Below are 13,830 nucleotides of genomic sequence, written 5' to 3'. Positions count from 1 at the left end.
GTCCCGGATATGATGGACTGTGTCACATGCCGGTGTCCTGAAGTACTATGCGCCATGAGTTTATTATTATGCCTGAAGTCATGTGCCAGTCGTTGTTTTCGTCAAGGAAGAAAGTCAAGTTGTACTCGTCCTGACGGTCAAGGTATTCCTGATCGTCCATGATGCGGTTGTACTCACCCTTGATCATGAGCACGAAGTCGGTCAGCGGTATCTGTATTATGGGGCGTCCTGCGCCGCGGCGGGTCACGGTGAGTGTGGCCGGGGTGCCGGTCGTCAGCCGCGCCGTGGTCATCTCGGCGAGCAGTGCGCTCACCGAAGTTATGGCCCTGCCTTCGCTATCGGGCATCTGTGCCGTGCCAGAGGTCTTGGCCCATGCCTTGTAAGTGACAGTCTCGTCGGCCATAAGTCTGTTGTTATGGTCCATGAGTCCGTTGGCCGAGGTGATGCTGAAGTCAAAGAGGTCTTTGTCGAGCGGCGAGCCGTCGATGTGCTGGAGCACAACGCGCACCACATTGGTGTTCTTGGTGAGGTCGACGGTTACTTCATGGGTGCCGTAGGAGTCGGCGAGAACCACTCCCTGCTTCGCGCCGTGGTAAAGACCGTGGAGGTCGGTGTCGGTGTAGGCGTTGCCCGAGTCGGTCTTGCGCACAAGGCTGCACTCGAGGTCGCTCTTGCTTGCGGGAGTGTCGCCGCCGCGCAGGGTGAAACCCGATGCGCGTTCTTTTATGCCGTGGCACCAAGCCACCATGTCGTAGGTGCCCGGAGCCACGTCGACTGTCATGGCATAGTCTTCGGCGCCTATGGCCGGTCCGCTCTCGGTGCCTGACCAGACGAGACTGCCCTGCTTGTCAAAGATATATAGCGATACGGCATTGACTTCGGCTTTGAAGGCATCGGCATATTTCATGTTGCGGTCGTAACGAAACCTGACCCGGTAAGTGACTGAACAGTCGCCCTCGTCGTCATATATGGCGTTGTCGCACGACGTAAGTGATGCGAATGCAAGTAATAATGCTCCTGCTGCGAGCAGCCGGCGGGTTATGCAAGAAATTCTCATAGCAAAATGATGATGATGAGTGAGGCCTCTATGTGTCCTTGACGGAGTGAGGCTCACGATATTTTATTTGCGGGTGAAAATCCGGAGACTCAAGAATGGAAGAACTGAATCCCCGGACTTTTCGCCTCGCATAAGGCGGTATGATGTGCGTTATTCGAGTTTAAGCGATTGACTGACTATGCGCCATTTGAGTATCTTTATGTTGGCTTTCATGTAAGTCGGGTCGCCTTTCGGACGGTCGGGGTCGATCGGTTCATCGGGGTTGTCGGGATCGTCCGGGTCGGTCGATACCGGTGTGCCGAGTCCGGATATGGAGCTGATGTTGATTTTGTAGTGGTGGTTGCGCACTACTCCGTACAGATACTCTTCGCCTGTGCCTGACAAGCCTGTGAAGCCCTGATGGCGTATGCTTGTGAAGTAATATGTCTTGCCTTTGTTCCAGAAACGTGGAGCAAAGTCGTTGAAGTTACTCTTGAGACACGATTCTATCGCCGATGCCACGGTCTTGTCAGGCACATCCTGCTTTAGCATCACCTTCACCGCGTAAGCCATGTCGTGTGCGCCGGTCTGTGGATTGACGTCTCCCGATTGTTTCAGCTTCATGTCGGCGGCCGTGAATCGGGGGCTGCCTTCTATATTTTTGATTGCGGCATTCACTTTGTCAGCAGCAAGTGTGAGGAAGTCATCCTTGGTATAATAGACATCGCCGCATTTTATCAGGTCGAGAGGCTTGTCGGGATCTCCGTCTTCGCAAAGACGGGCCATAATCATGACCTTGGTGCTTTGTGTGCCTGCATCATCACGTATGGCATAGTCGTAGGTGTTGGGATTGATGTACTGCACCACGGGGCGATTGTCATGTATCTTGTACTTATCGGCTGTCAATTGGGCCCACGTTAGATAATTCTGCTGCTTTTTGGTAGCGCCTTCTATGATGGTGTTGGCCCAATATGAGCGGTGGTTTTCGGGGTCGTTCCATTCAAAGTTTTTCCATCCTCCTTCGCCGTTGCCGTAACCGAAGTTGTCGAGATTGTCTATCTTTTTAACGAGATACGCGTTTTTACAGTCTACGTTTACAGCCATTGCGAGCAGTACGGGCTTGATTACGATCGGGGTCTTGGGCTGGCCGTCGGTGCCGGTGAGTATGAGTTTTGTCTTGTCGGTCTCGTCATTGGCGTTAAGTTCGAAGTTGTCTGTGTTTACAGAGTTTGTAAGTTCGATTTTGGCTACAGTGCGTTCTACGTACATGTCTACCGTTTTTGCTGTGGCGGGCGGGTTGCCGTCAACCTTTTCAGAGGCCTTGTAGATGTTTTCGTTTGTGATGGGAGTAGCGTTGACGAGTTGATTGCGTGCAGCGTCGGCGTAGTATGACGAGGTCGACATAACGAAGCGCTGCGCGTTGTTTTTGGCATTTGCAAGAGAGGCGTAGTCTTTGTAGAATTTATTTAGGTCAGCCATTGTCCTCACGTCGCCGTAGAGCTGGGCTATGCCTTCGGCCGACGGATTGAGCGCCACTACCACTTTCTTATAAATGAGTCCTTCTTTGAGATTGATTTCAACCGAGCCTACTTTGGTCACGGCCGGGTTTTCAGGATTCGAGCTGTTTTCTTTCCACTCTATGGCCGGGGTCGAGTAGTCGACCAGTTGGTCGGTATCATCGAAAAACATGAACAGTGCGTTGATGACTTTGCTCTCGGCATCGTCGCCGTCGGTGAAGTCCGAGGCCGCACGTCCGTTTTCTGCTCCTGATGCGAGTATGTTGACCGTCACGTAGTTGTCTGTGCCGTTGACGTCGGGCGTCTCCGGCTTAGGCTCGTCGTTTGATGAGCAGCTTGCCATCATGAGGACGGCAATGGCTCCGAAGAAATACTTAGTCTTTTTCATTGTGAAATGCAATTTTGAGATTGTGTTTTGAAAATACTTATGTTCTTTGATGCTCTGTAGTGCAATATGGTTTATGGTATGAGTTTCATGTCGCGCAGACTTTCAAGGGCTTTGGCGGCCTGTGGCAGTCCTGAGCCGGCTGCAGCATCCAGCAGTGTGGACGCCGTACGGTAGTCATCGCGCTTGGCGGCTATGATGCCCCGTATATAGTCGGCTTGGGGCGACTTGCCGGCTTTAAGCAGATATGCCTCGGCTTTGTCGAGGTCGCCATGTCTAAGGGCGTTGACGGCTGCATTGAGGTTGGCTGTTTCGTCGGTCGGAAACATCAGCACGGCTATGTCGAAGACTTCGTTGTACTCGGGGGTGCCCGGTTGGAGTGACTGTGCCACGAGGAAGAGTTCGCTCAGGCTGAGTTTCTGCGGTGCGGTGTGCATTACCTCTATTATTTCCGATACTTCTGTATAGGTTCGCACCGTGTATCGCACCGAGTAGTCGGAGTGGCGCAGTGACGGGTACACCTGCGAGAGCAGGAAGCGGTATTGGTCGGGATATGTCGATTTTAGTTTCCACTCGCGTGCGTCGGGAGCGAGAGTTTCGTTTGTGATCACAGCGAGTATGGCATCTTTATTTTCGATAGAACTGCCGCGTACATATTTTATAAGCCCGGCCCAGTCCTCGGCATCCCATGACGTCTTCATGAGGTCGGAGGGCAGTGTATACAGATTTTGTACGTAGCGGGCAAGTGTCTCCGTACGGCCTTTGGCGAGTTGCTCGTTTAGCTCGTATGGTCCCTCCGGCGAGGCGTATCCCTTTATGTTCAGTTCGACGATACGGGTGTCGGGGTCATTTTTGACTACGTCGATAGTGGCGCGTATTTTGGCTAATTCTTCAGGATTGCGTCGATAGTCGGGAAATATCTGTGTTTTGCTGACAGGGAAGTCTATATAGGCCGAGCCGTGTATTTCACGTATCTTGACTGCCTCGGCCACGGGAGTGATGTAGACATATTCGGGCTCAAACACTTTGGGAGTGTAGTCGAGAGTGGTGAGCATGTCGGCGCTTGTCATGAGTTTTGTACCTGCACAACCGCAAAGGTCCTCGCCTATCGACAGCTCGGCTGTCATCATCCAGTCTTCATACGGTATTATGGCGTGGTAGGGTATTACCGAAGTCTTGCCGCTGCGGTAAAGAGCGGCGGTCTTGTCTACGTCGTGTCGGCGGTTGCGTATGTAGCGGTTGCGTCCGGCTATTATGACGGAGGGCAGCGCTTGCGACATGTCGTTGTGCTTCAGTACGGGGGTGAGTGTCACCTCACGTTCGCTTTTTAGACGGAGGTCGGTGACGTCAATCGCCATATCTATTATCAATGAGCTTTCGGAGCGCTCTATGTTGAGATTGCTGACATTGGCGCTGCCGTCAAGTATGTCGATGTCGGCGGCTTGGCAGACTAAAGCGGCTAAAGCGGCTGTTCCGAGTAAAAGTAACTTTTTCATCGTCGGTAGTGATTGTAGTGGTTAAAACACATAAATGATGTTGACCGCGGCTTTGGTGGGGCCGAAGTAGTTGTGATGACGGTCGGTCTGTGTCTTTTTGCCGCATCCTGCACATTCATATACGTCAAACTTCGTATAAGCATAGCCTATGCCTATTTCGGCTTCGACATTCCAGTGCTTGCCCAGCATCCATGAGTAACCGTAAGCTATGCCCGCGCCTACAGCCCAACCTTGGTACCTTTGGTCGGTAAGGCCCGAGAAGTCGGTGCCGAGAAACTTTACGGAGTTGTGGATGTGGCCTACATTGTATTGCCCGCCGAGAGCATGTATTCCGAAAAAGTGGCCTCCCATTGCAGAACATAGCCAATAACGCAATTCGGGCTGCACAAGCCAGTGCTTCCAGCGGCGCGCATCGTCTAATGTCCATCCGTTGAAGTTGCCCGACAGGTCGATTGACCATCGTGGTGCTACGGCAATCTCTCCGCCTATGTTGACGGTGAGTGTGGCGTCATAAAGAAGATTGGTCTTCAGGGCCACATCTTGCGCGTCGCTTCTGAACGGCATTAACAGTATCAGAAGTATCACGGCAATAGTAAATTTTGTTTTCATCGTTATTAGTAGAATACTACGTTATAATACTATAATTACTTATGTTCATATATGTTCATACGGGTTGGCGGGTATTGCGCGCAACCTGATGTTTTACGGATGGATTAGGGCTTGTGGGAATACCGTTATTCCTCGGCACACCTCATTTAGTATATTCTCCCTTTTGAATCTCTGTACAAAAAATGCGGAGTCTCAAAGTCTAACGGTAAATACCACAAGCGTTTTGCGATGATTATTCGTTGCGAAATTATAAATATTATTTGACAGAATCAACAAAAATTAGCAAATAATATGTTAATTAACAAGTGTTAATGGAGGGGGGGGCAATTTCTTATATGTCAGAATTTTACGGAGTTTAGTGTTTGATGAACACTTTGTTTTTAACATTTCAAATGTTAAAACAGTTAATATGTGTAAATGGCAATAATTCTTGTTTTGTGCAGTTTTTTTCCGCGTAACGGAAAAATCTGTTGTCATAAAGCAGACATGTTTTTAGACTTGCCGTAAATACCGATGCCATTGCCGGCATGGTCATGGCTTGCCGGTATTTTTGCTGTTTTCATCTTTATTGTATATGAAATTTATTCCGCCGACCTGATTGTGACCGTATGACTGATTAATTTACGGGAAAATTTTTATCTTTGCGTCAATGAAATTGTTATATATTAGATAATAATTAATCGATTAAGATATGAGTATAAGGAATTTGGTTGCCGTAATGGTATGCGGCCTGACGATGGGGATTGTGTCGTCGTGTGGCGGAAACGACAATTTGCTCGATACGGTGCCTGCCGATGCTTCGGGTGTGGTGACAATCAACACCCGTGAGCTTATGAAGTCGTTGAACGGCCTCGGTTACGGCGGCCGGCTCACTGCCGACGAAACTCTTGATATGTTTCTGTCGCATGCTTCGGAGACGACGAAGGTGCAGTTGAAAACTCTTGTTACGTCCGATGCCGTGGACCGCGGCTTCATTGCCGGATACGCTGTCGGAGTATCCGGGACTTCTGTCGTCGATATGATGAAGCGCGGCAATTATGTGTATACCTTCACGATAGCCGACGAGAAGAAGCTTTTGGATCAGCTCGGGTGCTCGTCGGCAGACGCAGTGAAGGGTTACGATACTTACGCTCTTGACGGCGCTACTCTTTTCATCAGAAACCGTCAGGGCTGGATTATGGCCGGAAATCCGCAAGACAATGCAGGGCTTCTTGACGAGCAGTTGCAGCGGGCCGCCAACACATCGGTTTTGTCGCTTAAAGGTGTAGGGCGTTATCTTGATGAGAATGACGATATAATACGGGTGGCGGTAGCAACTGATCTGGCCGGTGACAAAGGATGGACATGTGCGTCGGTTGAAGTCGACGATAACGGACGTGCGCTTGATATTGAAGGCAAATATATCGATATAAATGGCAAGGAACCGGCAATGGACAAGTATCTGGAGCCTGTCGACCTTGATCTGATGGACTATACGATGCCCTCCGACGTGTTTGTGATGGCGGTGGGCCTGCGCCCCGACACCGACTGGGACGGACTTATGCAGTATGTGCAGGCGGTACAGCCGCTTGACTACAGGCAGAGGGCGATGATAGGCATGGTCGTGCCTTACCTGAAGCGTATCGACGGCACGCTGATGATAGCCGCCGGACCTACTCTTGACCAGCGTTTGACAAAAGCCGATTTCAGCAACGACATAAATTTTATCGTGGCCGTGCAGATGAAAAAGAGCGAGGTGGCAAAAACAATGCGCGACTTCGGTGATATGCTGTCGATGCTCGGTGCTCCTATGGTGAAGCGCGGCGAAGAGTATGTGATACAGGTGCCCGGCATGGCTCCTGTCATACTTAAAACCGTCGACGGCAACTGCATCGTGCTGACTAATCGTCCGTTGCAGCAACTCGGCAATGACGCGGCACGCAAGGCTATGAAAGGCAACGGATTCGCATTGTGGGCCAATATCCCCGACTCACTTGGCGAAGCCGTGTATGGAGGATACGGATTCAATCTTACGGCCGAACTAAATAAAGACTTTGAAGCCAAGTTCATGTTTAACGGTCAGGCTGCCCCTATAATGGAGCAGTTGGCATTGATTATGTCGCCTGACAATAGTCCCGACCCGTCCTCGGTGTCCGATGATATGGGCTTTACTCCTGTAGATACCATAAGATGAAGCATATCGGGGATATAGTATTACACGGTGTGCTGCCGTCGGTTTTTGCCGGGATATCAGGCCGTGAGTCGCAGGTGTGGCTTAAGGAAGTGGTGTTTCGTCGGGGAGAGACATGCCTTGTCGAGGCGGAGTCGGGAGTCGGCAAATCATCGCTGTGCAGCTTTATTTACGGCTCGCGTCATGATTACCTCGGGAGCATAACGGTCGACGGCGAGGACATGCGGCGGTTTACTGTCGGGCGGTTGTGTGACATGCGTGTGCACAATGTGTCGCTTCTGCCGCAGGAGATGCGGCTGTTTCCGGAACTTACGGTGATGGAAAACATCGATATAAAAAATCGCCTTACCTCGTGGAAGACACGCAAGGACATCTTGTCGATGCTTGAGCGTATGGAGATTGCTGACAAAGCCGATGAACCGGTACGTCGGCTTTCCATAGGTCAGCAGCAGAGGGTGGCCGTGGTGAGGGCATTGTGTCAGCCGTTTGACTTTTTGCTCCTTGACGAGCCGGTAAGTCATCTCGACATGCGCAACAACTCTATCGTGGCTGACGTGATAGCAGGCGAGGCGGCAGTGCAGGGCGCCGGCATAATAGCTACCTCGGTAGGATACAATATAAATCTTGACTTTGACCGCACATTGAGGCTGTAGCGGTCGGTATGTAATGCATAATTCAGACGCTGATTGATGATTATGATGGGAAATGTCATATGGAGACTTCTCCGCCGCAACATAAGCATAGGGCAGCTTGCCGGCTATGCTCTGGCTAATTTTGCCGGACTCGCCATAGTGATTACCGCGCTGCAGTTTTATCGTGACATTAATACGGTTATGGGGCGCGACGACAGTTTTATGTCGCGTGACTATCTTGTGGTGTCACATAAGGTCACGGGCCTTGGCGGACTCGTAGGCAGCGGTGCGTCACGTGGATTTTCTTCCGATGAGGTGGCCGACATGGAGAGCCGGCCGTGGGTGCGTCGGGTGGGAGAGTTCACACCGGCCACTTTCAACGTATCGGCAGCGATAGATATGGGTGCCGGCAGCATGTCGACCGCGCTGTTTTTTGAAGCCATACCCGACGAGTTTCTTGATGTGCCTTCGCAGGACTGGACATTTGATCCGGAACATCCGGAGATACCTATAATATTAAATAAAGACTATCTGTCGCTTTACAATTTCGGATTTGCTTCCTCACGCGGACTTCCGCGCCTTAGCGAGGCCATGATGGGGCTGGTGCCGCTTCGGGTGTCGATAAGCGGTAACGGGCACCAGCAGTGGCTTCCGGCTCGCATTGTCGGTTTTTCGTCGCGTCTTAATACAATTGCGGTGCCTGAAGAGTTTATGCGCTGGGCCAACGGATTGTACGGCGATACAGCGCAGCCTGCTCCGTCTAGGCTCATCGTCGAGGTGAGCAGACCCGGCGATCCGGCGATAAAGGAGTATCTTGACGCTAACGGTTATGAAAGCGCCGATGATGGTGCCGACCGCGGTAAGGCCGCTTATTTTCTCGCCGTCGTCACGGCAGTGGTCATCGGTGTGGGAGCGGTCATAAGTCTGCTCGCCTTTTTCATACTTATGCTGAGCATATACCTGTTGTTGCAGAAGAACAGGGCGAAACTGCACGACCTCATGCAGCTGGGTTACTCTCCCGTCATGGTGTCGCGTTATTATTCGGTCATAGTCATGGCGGTAAATGCCGTGGTGCTTGTGGCGTCATTGGTTACCATGTTCTGTGTAAGAGCCATGTGGCGCGGACCGCTCGATGCTATCGGAGTGGCGCCCGTGTCGCCGTGGGTGTCGGTCATCGTGGGTGTGGCGGCTGTGTCTGTAGTGACTGTGATCAATATCGCCGCCATAAGGCGGAAAATGTCGGCTTATTTCCGGTCATAACATGCCCTTGGTGCTCGGCAGGGTGAAGTGGAGCGGATCGCGCTTGACTGCCTGCCGCAGAGCACGTGCGAAAGCCTTGAATATGCCCTCTATCTTGTGGTGCTCGTTTGTGCCCTCGGCCCGTATGAATAGATTTATCATGGCGTTGTCGCTCAATGACTTGAAAAAGTGTAAAAACATCTCCGTAGGCATGTCGCCGATGCGTTCGCGGTGAAACTCCGCATCCCATACGAGCCACGGACGTCCTCCGAAGTCGAGAGCCGCTGTACACAGACAGTCATCCATCGGCAGCACGAAGCCGTAGCGCTCTATGCCGCGCTTGTCGCCGAGAGCTTCGCGTAAGGCCTGTCCTAAAGCTATGCCGGTATCCTCTATTGTATGGTGCTCGTCTACATTAAGGTCCCCCGAGGTTTTAATCGACAGGTCTATGCCCGAGTGACGTGCTATCTGATCGAGCATGTGGTCAAAAAATCCGAGTCCGGTGCTGATGTCACTTTGTCCGCTTCCGTCGAGATTGACGGCTATGTCTATCCGGGTCTCGGCTGTGTGGCGTTTTACGGTGGCTTTGCGTGTGCATCCCTGAAGTATGGTTACAATCTTGTCCCATGACGGGGTTACGGCATCTACCGTATCATCAAGTCCGGCGGCTTTTATCTCGTCAAGCAGTCCGGCGGTCGGCTCGCGGAGCAGTATGGCTTTTGCGCCAAGGTTGCGGGCAAGTATGGCGTCGGTAATACGGTCGCCGATCACATAACTGCCTGCAAGGTCATGGTCACCCGCCGTGTATTTTCCTAAAAGTGCCGTGCCCGGCTTGCGTGTGGGCGAGTTTTCTTCAGGAAATGTGCGGTCGATGATTATGTCATCCCATTTCACGCCCTCGTTGCCAAATGTTTTCAGCATCTTGTTGTGTGCGGGCCAAAAGGTGTGCTCAGGAAAACTGTCGGTGCCCAGACCGTCCTGATTCGTTACCATGACAAGTTTATAAGGGAGTCGTGATGCTATGAAGTGCATGGCTCTCAGAGCACCGGGCATGAGTTCGAGTTTCTCGAGAGAATCTACCTGATAGTCGATTGGCGGCTCTGATATGAGAGTGCCGTCGCGGTCTATAAACAATACTCGTGATTTATGCTCCATGCCGTGATATTTTTTCTATTAACAATTCATTTTCGTCATCAGATCCTATGGTTATGCGCAGACAGTTGCCGCACAGATTGACGCGCGAGCGGTTTCGTACTATCACGCCGTCATCTTTCAGCCGCCGGTACATGGCATCAGCGTCGGTAAACTCGACGAGCAGGAAGTTTGCGTCGGACCGGTGTACTTTTACCACACATGCCAGCGACGCGAGTCGGTTTGCAAGCATGTCGCGTGCCGCTATAAGTTCGTTGACTACGTCTTTTATCCGGTCGATGCCGGCAAGTACACGAAGAGCCTCGTGCTGTGTCAGTATATTTATGTTGTAGGGATACTTGACTTTATTGAATATATTGATTATCTCGGGTGAGGCATATGCTATGCCGAGGCGCATGGCGGCCGAAGCCCATGACTTGGAGAATGTCTGCATGACGATCATGCGCGGCAGCTCGTCAAGAAGCGGCAGCATGGAGCCTTCCGGCGAAAAATCCACATAAGCTTCGTCAATGACGGTTATGCCGTGGAAGCGGTGCGCTATGTCATGCAGCTGTGCGCGTGGAAAGGCGTTGCCGGTCGGATTGTTGGGCGAGCATATCCATAGGACTTTGGTCTTGGCATCGGTGGCGGCGAGCAGACGTTCGACATCGAGGGTGTAGTCGGTGTTGAGAGGTACGGTACGGTACTCTATGTCGTTTATGTCAGCACATACTTTATACATGCCGTAAGTGGGGTCAATGGCTACTACATTGTCTGTGCCGGGGCGGCAGAACACTCTGTAGCATATATCGATACATTCGTCACTGCCTACGCCGAGAAAAATGTTGTCGGGACTTACTCTGCGCAGTGTGCCTATGCGTCGTTTGACTTCGAGCTGCAGAGGATCGGGATATCGGTTCAGTCCTTCGATGCGGCTGTTTTCGTTGGCGTCGAGCCATGCTCTGGCCTCGCCGCTGTACTCGTTTCGTGCACAGGTGTAAGGGGCGAGATTAAGTATGTTGGGTCTTACGAGTTCTTGCAGATTCATAATCGGTGTCATTTTTTAATTGCGTTTAACCGCAGGGTCATGGCGAGTTTATGTGCCATGAGGTCTTCGTTTTCGGCCATTATCTCCACTGTGCGTCCTATAGAGGCTATGCCTTGTGGTGTAAGTCGCTGAAATGTTATCTTTTTCATGAAACTGTCGATGTTCACACCGCTGTAGGCGCGTGCATATCCCGACGTAGGCAGAGTGTGGTTTGTGCCCGAGGCATAGTCTCCCGCACTTTCCGGCGACCATGGACCTATGAACACCGACCCGGCGTTGATGACTTTTTCAGCCAGTGCGTCGGCTTGTCGGTGGTTGATGATCAGGTGTTCGGGCGAGTACATATTGCTGAACGCCATAATCTCGTCAGTGTCATGGAGCAGTATCACGCGGCTATGTGTGAGCGACCGGTTCATCATGTCCTGACGCGGCAGTGTCGACATGAGCCTGTCTATTACCTCCGGCAGTATGTCGGCCAGTCGGGCGGAGTCGGTAAGAAGTAGCGACTGGCTGTCGGGACCATGCTCGGCCTGCGACAGAAAGTCGGCCGCCACAAATTCGGCATCGGCCGTGTCGTCGGCTATAACGAGCACTTCCGAAGGGCCGGCGGGCATGTCTATGGCTACATTACTGCGGCTTACCTGCTGCTTTGCCTCCATGACAAAGCGGTTGCCGGGGCCGAATATTTTGTCGACTTTCGGCACACTTCCGGTTCCTACCGACATTGCTGCTATGGCTTGGGCGCCGCCTGTCTTGAATATATGTTTTACTCCGGCCAGTCGGGCGGCATAAAGGATTGCCGGATGTACCGATCCGTCTTTGCCGGGAGGTGTGCACAGGATTATTTCCCGGCATCCGGCTATACGTGCCGGGATAGCGAGCATGAGCACTGTGGAGAACAGCGGCGAGTTGCCTCCGGGTATGTAAAGACCGACACGTTCTATAGGCACGGCACGCTGCAGGCATCTTACTCCCGGAGATGTCTCGACCTCAACGGGCGCCATCATCTGGGCTTTGTGAAATGCCTCAATGTTTTCGGCCGCCTGATTTATGGCGGTTTTGAGCTCGTCGCTTATGGCGGTTTCGGCGTGGTCAAGTTCTTCGGCGGTCACTTCAAGTGCAGAAAGTGAGGCGCCTGTGAATCGTTTTTCATAATCGATAAGGGCTTGGTCGCCGCGCTTTTCCACCTCGGCGATTATGTCGGTTACCGTAGCTGTCACCTCGGCCGCTTTATCGGCGAGAGCACGCCGGCACAGAGAGTCCCATGAGTCTTTTGCGGGATATTTTATAGTTTCCATGACTACAGTATCATCTTTTCTATGTCGAGAGCAAGTATACCTTCGGCGCCGGCGGCTTTGAGGCGTCCTACAATCTCCCAAAGTCGCTTTTCTTCAAGTACGGAGTGTACCGAGCACCAGTCGGCGTTGGCGAGGGGCAGTACCGTCGGACTCTTTATGCCGGGCAGTATCGACAGTACTTCGTCAAGTTTGTTTTTGGGCACATTCATAAGTATGTATTTTTTTCCGTCGGCGGCCTTTACCGCGTTGAAGCGGAATAGAAGCTCGTCAAGTGTGTCCTGCTTGGTCGCTGTAAGCGTGTTTCCCGCCGCTTTTATCAATACGGCTTCAGAGTCAAGCACATTCTCAACTTCGACAAGATTATTGCTCACAAGTGTGGATCCTGACGATACAATGTCAAATATGGCATCGGCAAGACCTATGCCCGGAGCTATCTCAACCGAGCCTGTTATGACATGGATATCGGCCTTTATGTTATTGTCCCGCAGAAATTTGTCGAGTATGCCGGGATAGGAGGTTGCTATCTTGCGTCCGTTGAACCATGACAGTCCGCTGTACTCGATATGCTGGGGTATGGCGAGCGATATATGGCAGCGGCTGAAGCCGAGACGTTTTACAATCTCCACTTCCTTATCCTTTTCAAGTACTTCATTCAGGCCCACTATGCCTATGTCGGCTGTGCCGTTGGCTACGGATTCAGGTATGTCGTCATCGCGGAGAAACAGAAGTTCTACCGGAAAATTGCGTGCCGGCACAAGAAGCGTGCGTTTTACTGCCGTGAGTCTGATGCCTGATTCTCCAAGTAGTTCCATCGTCTCGTCATAAAGTCGACCTTTGGACTGAACTGCAATTCTGAGTTTTGTTTCCATATGGTAGTTGTTTGTTTTTGATTGCAAAAATAAATTAAGCCGGTTTCCAATCAAGGAAGCCGGCTTCTTATCGGGTCAGACATCGCTGTATAAATGCCGCAAGCCTTCGCTTCCTCAGTGTTGGAGAAAGTGATGGTGGTGATGCTGATTTAGACGCGATGTCATCATATTGTCATTCTATTGTTGTATTTGGTTGCAAAAGTAACATTAAAAATCCTATAATCCTAACAAATTTCAATAAATATACTCTCGCTACCCGCGTTTTTTATAAGTACGAAGATTCAAAATCGAAGTGCAAAAACTTTGCTTAGATAAGCAGACCAACCTCACTCCTCTCGGAGGGGGATGCCCAAGCGGCGGGGGCGGCCGAGTCCGCCCCCAAGAGTGAATCGGTAGAAAA

At 51.5% G+C, this 13,830-nt stretch carries 11 protein-coding genes; 3 read left to right on the top strand and 8 right to left on the bottom strand.

What is annotated here, in order from left to right:
* Positions 1–22: 22 nt before the first annotated feature.
* The 4 genes from FW767_RS06235 to FW767_RS06220 all read right to left on the bottom strand — a co-directional run bounded on the left by FW767_RS06235 (position 23) and on the right by FW767_RS06220 (position 5,043).
* Entirely contained in the window at positions 23–1,057 is a 1,035-nt protein-coding gene (locus FW767_RS06235; RefSeq protein ID WP_121698503.1) for a FimB/Mfa2 family fimbrial subunit, read from the bottom strand.
* A 150-nt stretch (positions 1,058–1,207) separates the two neighbouring features.
* Entirely contained in the window at positions 1,208–2,941 is a 1,734-nt protein-coding gene (locus FW767_RS06230; protein ID WP_121698504.1) for an Mfa1 family fimbria major subunit, read from the bottom strand.
* Between the two features lie 71 nt (positions 2,942–3,012).
* Positions 3,013–4,434 (bottom strand): DUF3868 domain-containing protein, encoded by a 1,422-nt coding sequence (locus FW767_RS06225; protein ID WP_121698505.1) that lies wholly within the window; start codon positions 4,432–4,434, stop codon positions 3,013–3,015.
* Positions 4,435–4,455: 21 nt separating this feature from the next.
* A complete protein-coding gene (locus FW767_RS06220; RefSeq protein WP_121698506.1) occupies positions 4,456–5,043 on the bottom strand; it encodes a DUF3575 domain-containing protein in 588 nt (195 codons plus the stop codon).
* 691 nt (positions 5,044–5,734) lie between these two features.
* On the opposite strand from FW767_RS06220, the gene FW767_RS06215 reads away from it, so the two are divergent.
* From FW767_RS06215 to FW767_RS06205, 3 genes are read left to right on the top strand one after another with little or no spacing between them, the layout of a single operon-like run.
* Complete coding sequence (locus FW767_RS06215; protein WP_147438715.1) at positions 5,735–7,216, top strand: hypothetical protein; 1,482 nt, start codon at positions 5,735–5,737, stop codon at positions 7,214–7,216.
* A gap of 5 nt (positions 7,217–7,221) precedes the next feature.
* On the top strand, positions 7,222–7,866 hold the full coding sequence (locus FW767_RS06210) for an ATP-binding cassette domain-containing protein (RefSeq protein WP_369863232.1): 645 nt from the start codon (positions 7,222–7,224) through the stop codon (positions 7,864–7,866).
* A gap of 36 nt (positions 7,867–7,902) precedes the next feature.
* Positions 7,903–9,105 carry an ABC transporter permease gene (locus FW767_RS06205; protein WP_147438716.1) on the top strand — a complete coding sequence of 401 codons (1,203 nt, stop codon included), beginning with the start codon at positions 7,903–7,905 and terminating at the stop codon, positions 9,103–9,105.
* On the opposite strand, the gene hisB is transcribed toward FW767_RS06205, so the two are convergent.
* The 4 genes from hisB to hisG are packed head-to-tail and all read right to left on the bottom strand — an operon-like array spanning position 9,100 to position 13,430.
* Positions 9,100–10,239, bottom strand: a complete 1,140-nt coding sequence (gene hisB, locus FW767_RS06200; RefSeq protein WP_121698510.1) for a bifunctional histidinol-phosphatase/imidazoleglycerol-phosphate dehydratase HisB — start codon at positions 10,237–10,239, stop codon at positions 9,100–9,102. The two genes, FW767_RS06205 and hisB, sit on opposite strands and share 6 nt — an antisense overlap.
* Positions 10,229–11,266 carry a histidinol-phosphate transaminase gene (gene hisC / locus FW767_RS06195; protein WP_205523842.1) on the bottom strand — a complete coding sequence of 346 codons (1,038 nt, stop codon included), beginning with the start codon at positions 11,264–11,266 and terminating at the stop codon, positions 10,229–10,231. The genes hisB and hisC overlap by 11 nt, the downstream gene beginning before the upstream one ends.
* 5 nt (positions 11,267–11,271) lie before the next feature.
* Positions 11,272–12,561: a histidinol dehydrogenase gene (gene hisD, locus FW767_RS06190; RefSeq protein ID WP_121698511.1), complete on the bottom strand. Its 1,290-nt coding sequence runs from the start codon at positions 12,559–12,561 to the stop codon at positions 11,272–11,274.
* Between the two features lie 2 nt (positions 12,562–12,563).
* Positions 12,564–13,430 carry an ATP phosphoribosyltransferase gene (gene hisG, locus FW767_RS06185; protein ID WP_121698512.1) on the bottom strand — a complete coding sequence of 289 codons (867 nt, stop codon included), beginning with the start codon at positions 13,428–13,430 and terminating at the stop codon, positions 12,564–12,566.
* Positions 13,431–13,830: the final 400 nt, after the last annotated feature.

This window comes from Heminiphilus faecis (assembly GCF_008728965.1).
Taxonomy (GTDB): domain Bacteria; phylum Bacteroidota; class Bacteroidia; order Bacteroidales; family Muribaculaceae; genus Muribaculum; species Muribaculum faecis.
Note: the sequence above shows the minus strand (reverse complement) of the source record. Positions and strands in the feature narration are given on the sequence as shown.